Source organism: Mesorhizobium sp. M0174 (genome assembly GCF_040322275.1).
GTDB lineage: Bacteria > Pseudomonadota > Alphaproteobacteria > Rhizobiales > Rhizobiaceae > Mesorhizobium.
The window spans coordinates 297555-313280 of record NZ_JAMYTB010000003.1 but is presented as its reverse complement, the minus strand read 5'-3'; the positions used below and the strand labels follow the sequence as shown (position 1 = coordinate 313280).

Below are 15726 nucleotides of genomic sequence, written 5' to 3'. Positions count from 1 at the left end.
CCAAGGACGACCCGTTGACTTGAGGCGAAAGCTTCTAAGACCGAGTGGCAGCCGCAAGGCCGAGCCCCGAACGGATCCTGGTGAAGCGAAGGGCGCGGCCCGGCATGCTTCACCGCAATGGAAAAGATTCCCTTGGCAAAGCTGAAGATGATGGCTCCGGTTATCCGGACCATCGACACGCGCACGGTCAAGCTCGCGCCCAAGACGGCAGAACCGTTCTACCTGTCGCCCGAGTGGCGCAAGCTGATGGCCGAGATCATCGCCGAGCGTGGTCGCAGATGCGAGGACCCGCACTGCGATGGCAGGACCCATCGACCTGGCATGCGCGTGTTCGGTGATCACGTCGTGGAGCTCAGGGACGGCGGCGCGCCGCTCGACAAGCGCAACATCATGCTCCGCTGCGGGGCATCGCACACCAAGAAGACGCTGGCCGAGCGGGCCAAGAGGATGGCAGCCCGACCCTGACCAAGGGGGGGCGGGCCAAATCTCTGGGGGCCGATGGGGCCCCTAACCGCTTGGGGGTCATTCAGGGATTTTTTTCTTATGGGCGGTGATTTTGACCTGTTCGGCAACCCGTGCGATACCGACCAGCGTAAGGCCGGTCGGCCGGAGCATAAGCCGACAGAAGAAAACATCATTAATATCATGGTGTTGCTGGCCAGCGGCATGAAGAACCGCGAAGTTGCAAAGACGCTTGGAATCTCCGTTCCAACTTTGCGCAAGCATTATTTGCACCTCACTCGAAACCGAGACGTCCTGCTGGCCAGGCTCAAGGCCAAGCTGCGCACCGCACAAATCCAGCAGGGCCTCGCCGGGAACGCCGCGGCTCTATCTGCTTCTCTCCGGATGCTCGACACCGTAAGCGCTGAACGAGTTGCCAGCGATCTTCGGGGTAAGGCCGCAAACCAGCCGGTGGCGCGCGGGTATATCTCCAAGAAGGATCAGCGGCTTGAGAGTGCCCAGGCGATCGGTGGGAAATACGCGGTCCCAGCGGCTCCCCGTTTGGTCGCCAGCAATGGACAGGCCGTAGCGGTTTCCGACGAGGAATGACAGTTGGCATGCGCAGGTTCAGCACGGCATGCGTCGACTGGGAAAACCGCATCGTCAATCGCGAAAGCCTGATCCCGTTCCAGCCCTTGTTCCCGAGCGAGGCTGAGGCGGCCCTCGACGTCTTCAAGTCGCTCCAGATCACCGATCTGCCGCAGGTCTACGACCGAAAGCTTGGCCGAGCGCGCCATCCCACGTTTGGCGAGTCCTGCGAGCAATATGTTTTCGATTTCGTCGCGGCAGTCTTCGGCGCCTATGACCCGGACACCGCAAATCGGGTGATCGAGGAATTCTTCCTGCTGATCAGCAAGAAGAACATCAAGTCGACGCTGGCAGCAGGGATCATGCTGACCGCATTGATCAGAAACTGGCGCCACAACCAGGAGCTTATGATACTGGCACCCACGCAGGAGGTAGCTGGGAATTCCTTCAATCCCGCCGCGGCAATGGTAGCGTCGGATCCTGACCTGACGGTCCTTCTGCACGTCAACAAAAACACCAAGGAAATCACACACACGCTGACGAAGGCAGTCCTAAAGATCGTCAGCGCCGATTCCAACACCGCGGCCGGCAAGAAGGCAGCATTTGTTCTTATCGAGGAACTGTGGCTGTTCGGAAAGAAGGCCAATGCAGCCGGCATGCTTCAGGAGGCAACCGGCGGCCTGATATCGCGACCTGAGGGCTTCGTGATCTACATCACGACCCAGTCGGACGAACCTCCAGCCGGCGTGTTTAAAGAAAAGCTCGACTACTTCCGCGATGTTCGCGATGGGAAGATCGACGATCCTACCAGTCTGGGTGTCCTGTACGAATTTCCAGACAGCATGATCGACAACGACGCCTATCTCGATTCGGAAAACTGGTATGTCACCAACCCGAACATGGGCCGGTCGGTTCGCAAGGACTGGCTGGAGCGCAAGCTGCTCAAGATCCAGAGCGGCGAGGACGAGGAAGGCGATACACACCAAAGCTTCCTCGCCAAGCATCTCAATGTTGAGATCGGCATGCGGCAGCGGGGCAATCGCTGGCCTGGCGCAAATTATTGGGAACGTGCCGTCGATCAAGAACTGGCCGGACTGGACCATTTCGCGGCACTGGCTCGCTTCTTGGAACGTGTCGAGGTCGTGGTTGTCGGCGTCGATGGCGGTGGCCTTGATGACCTATTCGGGCTGACACTGGTCGGGCGAGAGCCCGATGAAATCGAAATCCCGGTAGTCGTTAATGGCCAGCGAGCAATCGTCCGAATGAAGCGCTGGCTGACTTGGTCACACGCTTGGTGTCATCGGGATGTCTTGAAGCGGCGGAAGAAGATCGCTCCAGTCTTGCTGGATTTCGAAAAGGCTGGCCACCTAACGATCGTTGATATGGCGCTTGAGGACTTGGCGTCAATTATCGACATCATCAGCACCGTTAAGGAATCCGGCTTGTTGTCATCGGTGGCCGTGGATCCTGCCGGTCTTGGCGAGTTTGTCGACGCACTTGCATCTCCAGAAATCGACATCACTCAGGAGAACGGATTGCTTGTCGGCGTGCCGCAGGGATTCGCGCTGATGAACGCGATCAAAACGGCGGAGAGGCGGCTGTCGAACGGCATGTTGCGGCACGCAGGCGGTCCATTGATGCCGTGGTGCGTCGCCAACCTAAAAATCGAACCTACCGCCACCGCTATTCGCGCCACCAAACAGACGGCCGGAGACGCAAAAATAGACCCGGCGATGGCTCTATTCGACGCGGTCACGATGATGGTGAAGAACCCGGAACCCGCCGGTGGCAAATCATTCTGGGATGACGGCGAATTCGACGAAGAAGAAACCGCTGAAGATGTCGAATCTGAAGCCGCCTGAGAGGGACATCATTGGATGTGGCTGTTCGATCACTTCCGGCGTCAACCCGCTCAGAATGTCGCGTTCAGCGAATCGTTTTGGCATGATGATCTCGGCATAGGTCTGCCGACGCTTTCGGGTGAGCGCGTCACATGGAAGACAACGCTGGAACAGACCACGGCCCTTCGTTGCGGCCTGACGATCTCGGACGGCGTGTCGACGGTGCCGTGCAAGGTGATGCGGAAGGATCCGGCTACGGGGCGCCGGGCCGAGGCTGAAGATCATCCGCTCAGCGATCTGTTCGGTTACCAGGTCAATGACTGGATGGACCCGCTTCAGTTCATGGAGACGGTGGCCATCCACGCAGTCTTCACCGGCAACGCCTACGTTTTTCTCAACCGGGTGCGCGGACGCATCGTCGAGATGATTCCCCTGATGCCGGACTGTGTCCGTGTCGAGCAGAAAAACGATTACAGCCTCGTCTATCATGTCACCGCAAAAGATGGCACGGCGGAAGAGTACCCGCAGGAAACGATCTGGCATTTCCGTGGCCCGTCATGGAATTCGTGGACCGGGCTCGACGTCACCAGGCTGGCGCGCGAAGCGCTAAGCCTCTCGATGGCTACACAGAACGCTCATGCCCGCCGGTTCGGGAACGGCATCCAGTCGACCGGCATGTATTCGGTGGAAGGCGAATTGAAGGAACCTCAATACAAGAGGCTCCGCGCCTTCATCACGCAGAACTATGTCGGCGCCAAGAACAGCGGGAAACCGCTGCTGCTCGACAAGAACGCCAAGTGGCATCCGATGGATCTCACCGGCGTCGATGCCCAGCACATCGAGACCAGGAAGTTGCAGATCGAAGAGATCTGCCGCGCCTTTGGTGTGATGCCAATCATGGTCGGGTTTTCCGACAAGACCGCCACCTACGCCAGCGCGGAGCAGATGTTCCTGGCGCATGCCGTTCATACCGTCAGACCCTGGCATCGTCGCTTCGAGAAGTCGATGCGGCGCTCGCTGCTGACGCGTGAGGAGGTCAAGGCCGGCTATTACTTCAAATTCTTCGACACCGAGCTGCTCCGCGGCGCCGCCAAGGATCGCGCCGAATATTACTGGAAGCGATTCCAGATGGGCATGTCGCCGAACCAGATCGCAGAGCTCGAGGACGAGGACGGCTACGAAGGCGGCGATATCCACCTGGTGCCCGGCAACATGATGACCGTCGAGAACGCGACCAAGGCGATGCCTGGCCGCGGGATCGGTGACAACGGCGGTCCACCGCTCGACGACGAGGCCGCCGAGAAGGCAAGTGTAGCAGCCAACGCCCTTCGCGATCGCATGAATGCCGGTCGAGTTCTCTCGGCCGAAAATGAAGGCAAGATTCGAAGCGCTCGCGACAACCTAGACGCAGTCCTGGCGAAACTGGACGAGCAACAGGAAACCTGACGATGAAAAAAATCATCATCGACCTCGCGCCCTTCAAGGCATCGGCCGCGCGTAACCGCGCACCGAACTCTATCGGGGTCGGCTCCGTTCGGGTCGCCGCGGAATCCGGGGCTGACAGCGCCGATATCTACATCTACGGCGACATCGGCGGGTGGTGGGATGGCATCCAGCCCGAGGATGTCGCGCGCGAAATCGCGGCGCTCGACGTCGAGACGCTGAACGTCCATGTCAACAGCCCTGGCGGCCTCGTGTTTGACGGCATCGCGATCTACAACTCGTTCGCCGCACACTCCGCGAAGGTCATCATGAATGTCGAAGGCATCGCCGCGAGCATCGCCTCGGTTATCGTTATGGCCGGCGACGAGGTCCGCATCGGCGAGTCCGCCAACATCATGATCCACAAGCCGTGGAGCTTTGTGATCGGTGATGCCGACGACATGCGGCAAGAAGGCGCCATCCTCGACAATCTGGAGCAGGCAATCGTCGACATCTATGCGGCTCGCACGGAGCTTGACGACGAAAAGCTGAAGAACTGGATGGCCGCCGAGACGTGGTTCAGGGGTCAGCAGGCCGTCGACAACGGCTTCGCGGATTCCATCGTACCAAACAAGGGCAAGGAGAAGAAGGCAGCGCGTTCCGCGTTGCTGAAACTCTATAATCACACCCCATCCGACCTGAAGCCGACGCATGACGCGCCGCAGGTCCGCCAATTCGAGCATCTTCTGCGCGACGCAGAGCAGATGCCCAATGCCCTCGCGAAGCGTCTTGCTGCCGCCGCGCAACGGGTCTTCCAGACGCCTCGTGATGAGGCGGACGCCGATCCTCGCGAAGAGGGCGGGAATGCAGCGATCGCCGAACTCGCCTCGGTTTTCGACCGGGCGACATCCCTCTTCAAATCCTGAAAAACTGGAGACCTGAAATGAAAATCACCCGCATTCTTGCGGCGGTGTGCGCTGTTGCGCTGATCGCCGCCTTCGCCGTGATGGCGTTCCCTGACGCCGGCGCCGACATTCTGTCGGCTTTCGGTCACATCGACCACAACCACATGCTAATTGCGACCGCGGTGGCACCCGCGTCGCTGGAAACCCTCCAGAAGTCCGTCGGCGACTTCATGAACGGTTTCGAGGAATTCAAGAAGACCAACGATGCCAACCTCGAAAAGCGCGACGTCGTCCTCGAGGAAAAGCTAGCCAAGATCAACGCCCACCTCGACAAGTGGGAGCCCCTGAACCAGAAATTCACCAAGGAGGTTCAGGACAGCCAAAAGGCCATGCAGGAGCAGCTCGACAAGGTCGAGAAGGTCTTGAACAGGCCGAAGACCGGCAAGGAAGGCCAGGAAGAGGACGCCGAGTACAACGCGGCTTTCGACCACTGCATCCGCCGCGCAGCGGATCGCCGCGACACCGCCCAGGTCGACATCATCAACAAGCGGCGCGCCGCTCTGGTAAAGGGTGACGACGCCGGCGCCGGCTACCTCCTGGCTCCTCCGGACGTCAACCGCGAGATCATCAAGGACATCATCGAGATGTCGCCGATGCGCTCGATCGCGACTGTCCGCATCATCGGCGGGCCTTCGCTAAAGCAGCCGAAGCGCACCGCAGCGGCCGGCGCCGCTACCCGTGTTGGTGAAGTGCAGCCCCGCACGAATACCGGTGATCCTGCCTATGGCATGTTCGACTTCCCGGCTCCGGAGATGTTCGCCCGTGGCGAGATCTCGCTCCAGATGCTCGAAGACGCCGATTACGATCTCATCGCGGAGCTCCGCGGCGAATTCGTTGATCAGTTCGCGGTCAAAGAAGGCCAGGAGTTCGTGTCCGGTACCGGCGCCGCGAACCAGGCGCAGGGCTTCCTGCTGGCTTCCGCCGGGGTGGCCGAAGTCGTTAGCGGCGCTGCGGCTGCGATGACCGGTGACGGCCTCATCAATCTGTGGGCGGCACTGAAAACCGGCTATGCCAGCCGCGCGGTGTTCACCATGAACCGGGGGACCATCGCCGCGACCCGCAAGCTGAAGGATGGCGAGGGGCAATATCTCTGGATGCCCGGTATCGCGGGGTCGGTCCCGAACACAATCCTCGGCGCGAATTATCTGGAATTCCCGGATATGCCCGACATCGCTGCCGGAACCTACCCGATTGCCTATGGCGACTTCCGTCGCGCATACGTCATCGTCGATCGCGTCGCGATTTCGTTCCAGCCGGACTACACGACAGGCGCCGACAACGGCGTCGTGGTGTTCCGCTGCCGCAAGCGCGTCGGTGGCGGCGTGCGCCAGCCCGACGCCCTGAAGAAGCTGAAGATCGCGGCCTCCTAAGCCTCCCGATCGCATCGGCGGCGGGCTCGACCCGCCGCTGTCGCCCTCCCTTTCCTCTCGTTTCGGAGACCGAAACCGATGTCTCTTCTCAAGAACTGCAAGATTACCCGCGTCTCGGCTGCGGCCGTCGCGGCGACGACCGATGTTGCCAGCTCCATTCTCGATATGGCCGGCTTCGAAGGCGTCATGTTCATCGCCCTTACCGGCGATGTCCTGGATACCTCCGCGCTCGCACTTAAGGCGGAGCAGAACCCCCTCAACCAGGCTGGCGGTATGGCGGAACTGGTTGGTTCCGCGTCATTCACCGCCGGTGCCACTAGCGCCGACAGCAAGGCGCTGGTTCTCGACGTTCACAAGCCGCGCGAGCGTTACATCCGAGCGATCCTGGAGCGTGGCACCGCCAATGCGGTGGTCGATGGCATCATCGCCATCCAGTACATGCCGTGGTCGGCGCCGACCTCGCAGGATGCCAGCGTGATCGCTTCAGCGCTGCTCAACGACCCCAGCGAAGTTTGATATCAGGCGGGCCTTCGGGCCCGCTCCCATCTTCCTCCAAAGCGCATAGCGCTAGAGGCGCCGCGGGCGACCTCGTAGCAAAGGAGAAATTTCCATGGTTGACACTTCCTACCAGCCGAAAGTCTACCGCAAGCAGGGCGGCGACGAGCTCGTTGTCGCATCAGGCGGTTTGATCACCGTCGAGAGCGGCGGCGCCTTGGTCGTCGCCGGCGTCACTATCGACGGGAGCACCCTGGCCCTCACTGGTCTGACCGCTTCCGCGGCCGAACTGAATGCCTATCCGGTCTCGCTCGACATCGCTGATGGGTCGGCCGAGGGTTCGTATTTTGCGGTCGCTCCGCACGCCGGCGACATCAGCAAGATCTACACCGTCATAGACGGCGCCGTCTCGACCGCCGATATCACCGTTACGGCCAAGATCGCGACTGTGCCCGTTACCAACGGTGTCGTGACAATCGCGACCGCGGCCAGCGCTGCTGGCGATGTCGATGTTGCCACCCCGACCGCAGCAAATACGGTCACCGCTGGCCAGGCGATCGAGTTCGTCGTGACTGGCGGCGGCGCCGGCGGTTCGCCCCGCATCCATCTCGTCGCCCTGATCACGCGCTGATCGGAGACTGATATGCAAGTCGAGCGCAAAACCGTCGTCATCACCACAGCCGCCGACGGTTCGGCGACGGCATATACAGAGGGTGCGGCCACAGGCCGCGTCCTGCAAGCCCGCTACGTCAAGACCGATTTTGCCGATGGCGTCGACTTCACGATCACATCAGAGGCCACCGGCCAGACGATCTGGGCCGAATCGGATGTCAACGCTTCGGCCACTCGAGCGCCGCGGCAGCCGACCCACTCCACCGCAGGTGTCGCGGCGGAGTCCGGGACGGGATTCGCAGTTAACGACCACATCGCAATCGCGAACGACCGGATCAAGATCGTTGTGGCCGCTGGCGGCAACGCAAAATCCGGCACGCTCCATTTCCTGATCGGATGATCCCATGCACAAGGTACTGAAAGCATTCCCGTGCTCCTTCGATGGCATCAAGGCAGAGCCCTTGAACGTCGGCGACGAACGCGATTTCGGTTCAATGGCCGAAGGGCTGAAGCAGGCCGGACTGATTGGCGAGCTGGATGCGAAGTCCAACGGCGGCGTTGCTCTGCGCGATGATGGTCCCACCGTCACTGAGTACGTGGCGGCCGGTTATTCGGCGTCGCAATATCCTCCGCATGGCTATGCCTCGCGGAGCACTGCCGAGGATATCGCGGAAGCTGCGAAGGCTGAAGCCGCAAAGGCTAAGGCAGACGAGAAAGCCGCAAAGGCCGCCGCAAAGGCCGAAGGCGAGAAGGCCAAGATGCGCGATGCCATCCTGGCGGACCTCATGAAGCTTTCGGACGAAGATCTCGCCAAGGTCGTTGAAGCCGAGAAGATCGCCGTCGTCGACGGCGACAGCAAGGATGTTGTGCTCGGGAAGATCGCCGACGCTCGCATGGCAGCGCAGGGCTGATCAATGCTGTCCGTCCTGGCGGTCACGACACCGGCGAGTGACCGCTCGCTGCTGACCCAAGCCGAGCGTCGCGAGGCAATCGGCGTGACCGATTCCAGCCAGGACACGAGACTGGCCGCGCTCGACCTGCGGCTTGGGGCCGCGATCATGGCCGAGTGCAACGTCGCCATCGGTGCCGGCGCAGAGCCGACGCTGTTGCAGGAAACCCTGACCGAGACGTGCCGCAGGGTCGATGCTGCTGTTTTGGTTCTGGCACGACGGCACAATGTCGAGATAACGAGCCTGATCGAAGACGGCGTTACGCTGACAAATGAGGTCAGCTTCACGGTCGATCCGGAATCAGGCCTTGTGACCAGGCTTTCCGACGACTGTCCGCGTCGCTGGTGCGCAGGAAAGGTCGTGGTTGTCTATAAAGCCGGCTTCGTCACCGTTCCCGGCGATCTCAAGCAGGCGGCCATGGACTTCATGCGGCTCGCCTGGGCCGAAAGCAAACGCGACCCCGCACTGAAATCCGAAGTCGTCGACATCCCTGATGTTCGCCGGGTCGAGCGCGGCTACTGGGTCGGCTCGGTTCCTGGTCAGTCCAGTGAAGGGGCGGTGCCCGACATCGTCGCCGGCCAGTTGACCCGCTTCCGCAACATGATGGTGGCATAGATGGACAATCCTGGCCTGTACTCGCTCGGCGATCTCGCCGTTACCGTCGCCGGGACACAGGTCGGTGACTGGATCACCGACCTTGAAGGCATGCTGGCGGCGCTGGCCAACCTGCGGCTCGCCTATGGCAGTGGCGGCACCACGATCCGCGCCTACCTGCAAACAAGTCTCGACGGTGGAACGACGGCGGTCGACATCGCTTGCGTCATGTTCGCCACGGCCAGCGAAACGGCTGTCCTCAACTTCTCGGCGCTCACGCCGAAACTGACGCAGGTCGTTCCGACCGATGGCGCTCTGGCCGACGACACGGCGATCGACGGCGTGCTCGGCGATCGTTTGCGACTGAAGCTAGTCTCGACCGGAACCTATGCCGGCAGCACCGTGCTGTCGGGCCGGATTCACGCCAGGTGACGACGCCGGCCGAACTGATCGCCGATCTCGACGCCGCGCTGCTCGATGCCGGCGAGGACGTGAAGCTGCGCCGGCTGACGCTTGGCCCGAATGCGATCCAGATACCGTTCGATGCCGATGTCAGGGCGGCGATCCGTCCATTGCGGCCGGAGGAGCTCGTCGGCGCCATCGATCAGACCTGGTCGCGCGTCGTGCTGAGTCCGACCGACATCAACCGCGCGCAGTGGCGTCTGCCGGTCAAGAAAGGCGACAAGATCGTGCAGGATGGCAAGGTCCGGAATGTCGAGTTCGCCAAGCACATCCGGCTCCAGAATGAGCTGGTGCGGGTTGATTTGACGGTGGGCGGCTGATGGCTGGCTTCCAGTTCTTCGAGCGCGATCTCAAGCTCGCGACCGCCGGCATGGAGCCGGAGGCGATCAACAACGCGCTGGCGGCCTTCGCGAAGCAGGAGCTCGCGCGCGTCATCGGCGAAGGGATCGCCAGCTCGAACTACGAGCGCTATGTCAACGGCGTCCAGGGTGCGCCGGAAGAGGCAGTGAAGGCGCCCGGGCCGATCGTCTACGAATTCGTCAACTGGCCGCTGATCATCAACGCGGCGCTGCAGGAATTGATCAGGCGTTCGCCCCGCAGGTCTGGCCGGTATGCAAGGTCTTTCGTGGTGGTTGTCGGCGGCAGGACAGTGGTCACCGATTATTCGCGTCTGCGAGCGGATGCAGAAGTGATCATCTTCAACGCTCAGCCCTACACGCGCAAAACAGAGACCGGTTCCAACGGACAAGGTAAGAGGCACTTCGACCTTTCAAAGGGTGCGCTCAACCGCCGCTTCAACAGCGCCTTCAAATTCGAGACGAAGTTCGTCGACGTGCCTGGCGGCATTGACCCGCTGGCTCCATACAAGCTCAAGCGGACAACCCGCCGGCGTGCGGCTGGCACCCCGCTGACTTATCCCGCCCTCGTGATCAACGCGCTCTGATGGCCAGCCCGGAAGCCTTCGACGTCGTTGAGCAGCAGATCGCCGATCGCTGGAACATCACGCCCGTCGTCTTCGAGAACGATGACTACCAGCTGCCCGACGTTCCGACCGAGTTCGTCTATGTCGAAATCTATGGCGATTTCTACGACCAGATCTCGCTCGGTGCCGAGCCGCGCGAGGATAATCTGTGGCGCGAAGGCGGGCAGGTCTATCTGCACTTGATGACGCCGAACAACACCGGCAGCCGCCGGGCCCGCGTACTGGCCAAGCAGCTGGTCGGCCTGTTCCGCGGCCAGGACATTGAGGGCGTCACATTTCGCGACGCCTCGATCGGCGCCGGTGATCCGGGCCGGACCTTCGCCAACTATTACGCCATGACGGCAACCGTGAACTTCGAAAGGGACGAATGATGGCACAGGTGCTGAAAGCATTCCCGACGCGGCTGCGCCGGTTCAAAGAAGGCGATCGCGTCTCGCCGCAGGACGATCTAGCGCCGCAGAGCTTCGAAGGCCTGGTCGACGCCGGCTACATCGAAAAGCTGCCGATCGCGGCGAAGGCCAAGAAAGCAGACGTCGACAAGACATGACCCTGCGCCGGAGAGACTGGTGGGGGAGACCGCTTTGCCGCCCTTCGGGTTGTCAGGCCGAGACCTGAGTGTAAGCCACCGACTTTGCTGTACGCATTGGCGCGCTGTCCACGCACAGTTCAGCCCCACATCTAGAGATTAACAGAATCCCGGCCAATCCGGTAGCCCAAACCGCCCTTGGGCAAGGCGAACCGCCAACGTCGACGACGTCGGCCGTCCCTCCCATTTTTCGCGCCACCGAGCGCCTTCTTGATGGAGCCTCCCATGACGGATTCCAACCGCACCCGCATGACCGTCGTCGAGGAAGTCACCCTCGGCACGACGCCAACCACGCCGCGCATGCGCACGGCGCGTTTCACCGGTGAGACGCTGTCGTTCCGGCCGACCTTCGTCACCTCGGAAGAAATTCGCGATGACAGAATGTCGAGCGACCCGATCAAGGTCAACGAGACCAACAGCGGCCCCATCAATGGCGAGCTGTCGTTCCCGGTCGACGAATCGCCGCTGTCGATCTGGCTGAAATCGCTGATGTGCTCGACCTGGCTGAACACGCCGTTCCGCGACAATGACGGCGTCGCCGATTCGGTCATCACCGCGCTCACCGACACCACTGACGTCGCCACGGTGACGACTGGCGCCGCCTTCGTCGCCGGCCAGCTCGTCCGCTTCACCGGCTTCACCGCCGCGGCAAACAATGGCGTGTTCAAATGCACCACCGGCAGCGCGACCGTTCCGGCCTTCTTGGGTGCCGGCTTCGTCGCCGAAGCTGCGCCGCCCGCAGCTGCCCGCATGAAGGTTGTCGGCTTCATGGGTGCCGCGGCCGACATCACGGCGCTCGCCGACGGTCTTGGCTCGACGCTGCTCAATTTCACCACGCTCGGCCTCGCCGTCGGCCAGTGGGTCAAGATCGGCGGTTCGGCGGACGCTTCGACCTTCGCCTTCCTGGTCACCGCCGGCCTGGTTGCCCGCCGCAACGCCTGGGCTCGCATCACCGCCATAGCGGCGGCGAAACTCACCCTCGATAACCTTCCGTCCGGCTGGACCACCGATGTCGGCACCGGCAAGACCATCCAGGCCTTCTTCGGTGACCAGATCAAGAATGGCGTCGACACCAAAAGCTGCACGATCGAGCGCGGCTTCATGGGTCAGGCCGTGCCGACTTATATCGCGCAGCGCGGCATGGTCGCCGGCGAAGGCCAATTCAACTTCACCACCGAGGACAAGGCGAAATACACCTTCACCTTCTCCGGCATGAGCGGTCAGGCCTCGACGACGTCGCTCGACAGCGCGCCCGATGCGGCGACGACGAACGCCATCATGGCGGCGGCCGTCAATGTCGGCCGGATCGCCGAAAACGGCGTCTGTCTCGGCTCGCCGAACTGGATGCAGTCGCTGCAGATCAGCGTGAACAACAATATCAGGATGATTTCAGCGCTCGACTGCGACGAGACGATCGGGCCGGTGGACATCGGCAAGGGCAGCTTCGACGTCACCGTCAACGCGCCGACCTATTTCGGCTCCGACGCGCTGCTCACGAAGCTGTTCGCCGGTACGCCGACCAACCTCAATTGTCGTATCGCCAAGAACAACCAGGCGCTGATCTTTGCCATACCGCGCGTCACGTTCACCGATGGTTCGCCGTCGGCGACGGCCAAGAACACCGATACGACGCTGCCTTTGGTGGGAATGGCGTCAAGAGACGATCTGACCTCGGCGCATTTAGTCGTGGATCGGTTTGAGTACTGGACCTGAGACCGATTTGCCCTATTCGGCTTTCAAATAGCCGTGGCCGACAAGCCAGTCTCGGATGATCTTGCGGATCGCTTCGGGGCGCGAGGTTTCCTCAAGCTCGGAAGCTGCATTGTCGAGAGGCTCCAGCAGCTCGGGCGGGAGCCTCACCTGAACCTGCGTAGAGCCGACCCTTGGCCGCCCACGCGATTTTCTGGTACCGGGTATTGCGTCAGTCATAAATAACTGGTACCACATAATAGTCGGGCCGCCAAGGTGTCTCACCACCAAAAGCGGCCCTAACCGAGGCGAACCTAGTTGGAGGCTCACAGTGGCTGAACTAAGCAATATCACACGTCGTATGGCGTTCTCAACATTTTGTGCGGGCGGCATGGCCGCCGCCGTCCTTCCGGCAGTGGCAGCGCCGGCCTTGTCGCGCAAGGAAAAGATCAAGGCCTGCCTCGAAGAGCTCGACGCACTGCTTTGCGAGGAGACTGGGCTGCCCTGGAACATGGCGCTGTTCTCCAGCGACTGGGTTGAGATCGATGGCCAGCGTGAATTGCTCCACATCGCCGTGGACCGGCGGTTTGCGGGCCTCCATGACGTTTCAGGCGTCGCCGGCCCTCGGCTGAGGTACGGAAAACCATTCTGAATGACGGGATTCCGCCTCTGGCAGGGCGGTTTGAACGCGAAAATCGAGAGCTTCATCGGCTCCCGGTTTCGCTCACGCGAACCCGTGCGTTCCGGGCCTGCCAGGGCCGGGACGCCGATGGAGAACCACCATGGCGAACGCAGCCAAAAAGGAAGTCGGAATCGAACTGCCTCCACTCAAGATCGATTTGATGGAGGTGACGCTCATCGGCGACAGCCCGCTGATCGTCCATGCATGGTCACCAAAGGCCAAGCGGGAAATGCTGGATAAGCAGATGAAGGCCGCGAAAGGGGCCAAGGAAGCGAAGGACCCGAAGGCTGACTTCGAAGCGTCGATGTATCGCCTTGCTGATGGCGGCTACGGTTTTCCTTCCGTTGCCTTCAAGGCGGCGGCGGTGACGGCAGGCACCTCCGTTGCAGGAATCACCAAGATACAGGCCCGGCAAGCCTTCCACATTCTCGGCGAGGATGCCGACATCAGGGGAGCCTTCGACGGGTCGGTTTCGCGGGTCAATCTCTGCCGTATCGAGGGCGGGGCGCCACAGATGCGGGAAGACATGGTCAGGGTCGGAATGGGCACGGCGGACCTTCGCTATCGCGCGGAGTTCCCCAAGTGGCACACCAAGATCCTTGTGCGCTTCAACCAGAATGTCCTTTCGCCGCCGCAGATATTGAACCTGCTGAACACCGGCGGTTTCGCCGTTGGTGTTGGCGAGTGGCGCCCCGAAAAGGACGGGCAATATGGGTTGTTTCATGTTGCCACCGAGCGCGACATGGAGGGCTTGTCATGAGCATCGCTTTCGCGCCGACAAACTCTCCGGTGAAGATCGCCGGCTATGAATTCTCTGATGGTGCGCGGTTCCAGCAAGGTGCCATTCAAGATCCGAAGATGGTCGGGGCGCACCTTGAAATGCTGCGCCAGCAGTTCAAGGGCGAACTCACGCCGCAGGACGTGGTCGCGGACGCTCGGAACGGCAACTCGCCGCTTCACAGTTTCTTTGAGTGGGATGACTCAGTAGCGGCCGAGGCGCACCGGCTCTCGCAAGCCAGAGGCCTGATCCGGTCTGTCGTTGCGATCTATGTCCGTGAGGACAAGCCGGCGGTTCGGACGAAGGCCTATGTGCACATCAACGAGCCGGGCGCGGCCCACTATCGGGAAACCAGCCACGCTCTGTCGCAGACCAAGACGCGCGATATCGTCCTTCGGCAGGCCTGGAATGAATTGCAGGCATGGCGGCGGCGATATGCTGATCTGAAGGAATTCTCGACGCTGATTGAGGCGATCGACGAGACGGTGAAAATGCTTCCGAAGGTCGCCGGAAGAGACTAGGGCGAGCGTGGAGTTACGGCGAGAGTTCTCCAATCAACCTCGCGTCCTTCGGGATTTCATGGCAGCCAAAGGCGCGGCAGGCAAGGTAAGGCAAGTCCTGGTCTGGCATGGCATCGCAAGGTGCGGTTTGGCAGGCAAGGCTAGGCCCGTTGAGTTTAGGCGTGTCTTGGCGCGGCCGGGCCCACGTAGGGCAGGTGAGGCATGGTTGGGTGTGGCACGGCAAGGCGCGGTGTGGCACGCCGTGGCAGAATTTCCCTTTCAACAACGAAAACCCTTCCGACAAAGGAAACCGACATGACCATCAAGCTGGCCAGCCTGAGCGCTGACCTTTCCAAGGAACGCGAAGGGGATTGGATCCCGGTCAAGGAATGGCATGGGCTTAACCCCGAAAAGCCGTTCGAAGCGACGCCCTTGCCCGGTCTCTCGTTTTGGGTCCGTTCGACGCTGTATCCGGACTATGTCACAGCGCGGCAGGATGCTCTGGAAAAACTGAAGCAGGACTATCCGAACGATAAGGTTCCGGCGGATGTTCAGGCCAGGATCGAGGGTCAGTTGTCGGTCGAGCACCTTCTGCTCGGTTGGAAGGGCCTCGACGTCGAGTATTCTCCCGACCTGGTCGCCACCATCTTGGTCGCTGAGGAACATCGTGTCATGCGGCAGATGATCTTCTGGTGCGCCGGCCGCGTCGGCAAGAAGAAGGTCGAGTTCGTCAAGGCCGCAACAAAAAACTAGCCGCGGCCTTCCGCTA

Annotated in this window: 22 protein-coding genes; 21 read left to right on the top strand and 1 reads right to left on the bottom strand. The window is 61.4% G+C overall.

Annotated features, from left to right (window positions below):
• Positions 1-132 precede the first annotated feature (132 nt).
• The 17 genes from NKJ13_RS07950 to NKJ13_RS07870 all read left to right on the top strand — a co-directional run bounded on the left by NKJ13_RS07950 (position 133) and on the right by NKJ13_RS07870 (position 13021).
• A complete protein-coding gene (locus NKJ13_RS07950) occupies positions 133-465 on the top strand; it encodes an HNH endonuclease family protein (RefSeq protein WP_352777565.1) in 333 nt (110 codons plus the stop codon).
• Between the two features lie 78 nt (positions 466-543).
• Positions 544-1050, top strand: a complete 507-nt coding sequence (locus NKJ13_RS07945; protein WP_352777562.1) for a helix-turn-helix domain-containing protein — start codon at positions 544-546, stop codon at positions 1048-1050.
• Between the two features lie 8 nt (positions 1051-1058).
• Positions 1059-2891, top strand: a complete 1833-nt coding sequence (locus NKJ13_RS07940; RefSeq protein ID WP_352777561.1) for a terminase large subunit — start codon at positions 1059-1061, stop codon at positions 2889-2891.
• A gap of 15 nt (positions 2892-2906) precedes the next feature.
• Positions 2907-4316: a phage portal protein gene (locus tag NKJ13_RS07935; RefSeq protein WP_352777558.1), complete on the top strand. Its 1410-nt coding sequence runs from the start codon at positions 2907-2909 to the stop codon at positions 4314-4316.
• 2 nt (positions 4317-4318) lie between these two features.
• A complete protein-coding gene (locus NKJ13_RS07930; protein WP_352777556.1) occupies positions 4319-5218 on the top strand; it encodes a head maturation protease, ClpP-related in 900 nt (299 codons plus the stop codon).
• A gap of 17 nt (positions 5219-5235) precedes the next feature.
• Positions 5236-6627, top strand: a complete 1392-nt coding sequence (locus NKJ13_RS07925) for a phage major capsid protein (RefSeq protein WP_352777554.1) — start codon at positions 5236-5238, stop codon at positions 6625-6627.
• Between the two features lie 78 nt (positions 6628-6705).
• Positions 6706-7143: a hypothetical protein gene (locus NKJ13_RS07920; RefSeq protein ID WP_352622221.1), complete on the top strand. Its 438-nt coding sequence runs from the start codon at positions 6706-6708 to the stop codon at positions 7141-7143.
• Between the two features lie 94 nt (positions 7144-7237).
• On the top strand, positions 7238-7753 hold the full coding sequence (locus tag NKJ13_RS07915) for a hypothetical protein (RefSeq protein ID WP_352777552.1): 516 nt from the start codon (positions 7238-7240) through the stop codon (positions 7751-7753).
• Between the two features lie 12 nt (positions 7754-7765).
• A complete protein-coding gene (locus NKJ13_RS07910) occupies positions 7766-8134 on the top strand; it encodes a hypothetical protein (protein ID WP_352777551.1) in 369 nt (122 codons plus the stop codon).
• A 4-nt stretch (positions 8135-8138) separates the two neighbouring features.
• Entirely contained in the window at positions 8139-8645 is a 507-nt protein-coding gene (locus NKJ13_RS07905) for a hypothetical protein (RefSeq protein WP_352777550.1), read from the top strand.
• Between the two features lie 3 nt (positions 8646-8648).
• Positions 8649-9299, top strand: coding sequence for a hypothetical protein (locus NKJ13_RS07900; RefSeq protein WP_352777548.1), 651 nt, complete (start codon positions 8649-8651; stop codon positions 9297-9299).
• The gene (locus NKJ13_RS07895) at positions 9300-9710 is read left to right on the top strand and encodes a hypothetical protein (protein WP_352777546.1); all 411 of its coding nucleotides are present in this window, start codon (positions 9300-9302) and stop codon (positions 9708-9710) included.
• Entirely contained in the window at positions 9707-10060 is a 354-nt protein-coding gene (locus NKJ13_RS07890; RefSeq protein ID WP_352777544.1) for a hypothetical protein, read from the top strand. The genes NKJ13_RS07895 and NKJ13_RS07890 overlap by 4 nt, the downstream gene beginning before the upstream one ends.
• Entirely contained in the window at positions 10060-10683 is a 624-nt protein-coding gene (locus NKJ13_RS07885) for a hypothetical protein (RefSeq protein ID WP_352777543.1), read from the top strand. The genes NKJ13_RS07890 and NKJ13_RS07885 overlap by 1 nt, the downstream gene beginning before the upstream one ends.
• Positions 10683-11093, top strand: coding sequence for a hypothetical protein (locus NKJ13_RS07880; protein ID WP_352777542.1), 411 nt, complete (start codon positions 10683-10685; stop codon positions 11091-11093). The genes NKJ13_RS07885 and NKJ13_RS07880 overlap by 1 nt, the downstream gene beginning before the upstream one ends.
• A complete protein-coding gene (locus tag NKJ13_RS07875; protein WP_352777541.1) occupies positions 11093-11269 on the top strand; it encodes a hypothetical protein in 177 nt (58 codons plus the stop codon). The genes NKJ13_RS07880 and NKJ13_RS07875 overlap by 1 nt, the downstream gene beginning before the upstream one ends.
• A 264-nt stretch (positions 11270-11533) precedes the next feature.
• On the top strand, positions 11534-13021 hold the full coding sequence (locus tag NKJ13_RS07870; RefSeq protein ID WP_352777538.1) for a phage tail tube protein: 1488 nt from the start codon (positions 11534-11536) through the stop codon (positions 13019-13021).
• Between the two features lie 12 nt (positions 13022-13033).
• On the opposite strand, the gene NKJ13_RS07865 is transcribed toward NKJ13_RS07870, so the two are convergent.
• The gene (locus NKJ13_RS07865; protein WP_352777536.1) at positions 13034-13168 is read right to left on the bottom strand and encodes a ribbon-helix-helix domain-containing protein; all 135 of its coding nucleotides are present in this window, start codon (positions 13166-13168) and stop codon (positions 13034-13036) included.
• A gap of 220 nt (positions 13169-13388) precedes the next feature.
• Between NKJ13_RS07865 and NKJ13_RS07860 the strand changes: the two genes are divergently transcribed.
• The 4 genes from NKJ13_RS07860 to NKJ13_RS07845 all read left to right on the top strand — a co-directional run bounded on the left by NKJ13_RS07860 (position 13389) and on the right by NKJ13_RS07845 (position 15710).
• The gene (locus NKJ13_RS07860) at positions 13389-13649 is read left to right on the top strand and encodes a hypothetical protein (RefSeq protein ID WP_352777534.1); all 261 of its coding nucleotides are present in this window, start codon (positions 13389-13391) and stop codon (positions 13647-13649) included.
• A gap of 130 nt (positions 13650-13779) precedes the next feature.
• The gene (locus NKJ13_RS07855; RefSeq protein WP_352777533.1) at positions 13780-14439 is read left to right on the top strand and encodes a hypothetical protein; all 660 of its coding nucleotides are present in this window, start codon (positions 13780-13782) and stop codon (positions 14437-14439) included.
• A complete protein-coding gene (locus NKJ13_RS07850; RefSeq protein ID WP_352777530.1) occupies positions 14436-14978 on the top strand; it encodes a hypothetical protein in 543 nt (180 codons plus the stop codon). The genes NKJ13_RS07855 and NKJ13_RS07850 overlap by 4 nt, the downstream gene beginning before the upstream one ends.
• Positions 14979-15272: 294 nt before the next feature.
• Entirely contained in the window at positions 15273-15710 is a 438-nt protein-coding gene (locus NKJ13_RS07845; RefSeq protein ID WP_352640716.1) for a hypothetical protein, read from the top strand.
• Positions 15711-15726: the final 16 nt, after the last annotated feature.

Bases quoted from the DNA above. Each gene is read 5' to 3' on its own strand.
- NKJ13_RS07945 (WP_352777562.1), top strand. From the start codon at position 544: ATGGGCGGTGATTTTGACCTGTTCGGCAACCCGTGCGATACCGACCAG.
- NKJ13_RS07940 (WP_352777561.1), top strand. From the start codon at position 1,059: ATGCGCAGGTTCAGCACGGCATGCGTCGACTGGGAAAACCGCATCGTC.
- NKJ13_RS07935 (WP_352777558.1), top strand. From the start codon at position 2,907: ATGTGGCTGTTCGATCACTTCCGGCGTCAACCCGCTCAGAATGTCGCG.
- NKJ13_RS07930 (WP_352777556.1), top strand. From the start codon at position 4,319: ATGAAAAAAATCATCATCGACCTCGCGCCCTTCAAGGCATCGGCCGCG.
- NKJ13_RS07925 (WP_352777554.1), top strand. From the start codon at position 5,236: ATGAAAATCACCCGCATTCTTGCGGCGGTGTGCGCTGTTGCGCTGATC.
- NKJ13_RS07920 (WP_352622221.1), top strand. From the start codon at position 6,706: ATGTCTCTTCTCAAGAACTGCAAGATTACCCGCGTCTCGGCTGCGGCC.
- NKJ13_RS07915 (WP_352777552.1), top strand. From the start codon at position 7,238: ATGGTTGACACTTCCTACCAGCCGAAAGTCTACCGCAAGCAGGGCGGC.
- NKJ13_RS07910 (WP_352777551.1), top strand. From the start codon at position 7,766: ATGCAAGTCGAGCGCAAAACCGTCGTCATCACCACAGCCGCCGACGGT.
- NKJ13_RS07905 (WP_352777550.1), top strand. From the start codon at position 8,139: ATGCACAAGGTACTGAAAGCATTCCCGTGCTCCTTCGATGGCATCAAG.
- NKJ13_RS07900 (WP_352777548.1), top strand. From the start codon at position 8,649: ATGCTGTCCGTCCTGGCGGTCACGACACCGGCGAGTGACCGCTCGCTG.
- NKJ13_RS07895 (WP_352777546.1), top strand. From the start codon at position 9,300: ATGGACAATCCTGGCCTGTACTCGCTCGGCGATCTCGCCGTTACCGTC.
- NKJ13_RS07885 (WP_352777543.1), top strand. From the start codon at position 10,060: ATGGCTGGCTTCCAGTTCTTCGAGCGCGATCTCAAGCTCGCGACCGCC.
- NKJ13_RS07880 (WP_352777542.1), top strand. From the start codon at position 10,683: ATGGCCAGCCCGGAAGCCTTCGACGTCGTTGAGCAGCAGATCGCCGAT.
- NKJ13_RS07875 (WP_352777541.1), top strand. From the start codon at position 11,093: ATGGCACAGGTGCTGAAAGCATTCCCGACGCGGCTGCGCCGGTTCAAA.
- NKJ13_RS07870 (WP_352777538.1), top strand. From the start codon at position 11,534: ATGACGGATTCCAACCGCACCCGCATGACCGTCGTCGAGGAAGTCACC.
- NKJ13_RS07860 (WP_352777534.1), top strand. From the start codon at position 13,389: ATGGCCGCCGCCGTCCTTCCGGCAGTGGCAGCGCCGGCCTTGTCGCGC.
- NKJ13_RS07855 (WP_352777533.1), top strand. From the start codon at position 13,780: ATGGCGAACGCAGCCAAAAAGGAAGTCGGAATCGAACTGCCTCCACTC.
- NKJ13_RS07850 (WP_352777530.1), top strand. From the start codon at position 14,436: ATGAGCATCGCTTTCGCGCCGACAAACTCTCCGGTGAAGATCGCCGGC.
- NKJ13_RS07845 (WP_352640716.1), top strand. From the start codon at position 15,273: ATGACCATCAAGCTGGCCAGCCTGAGCGCTGACCTTTCCAAGGAACGC.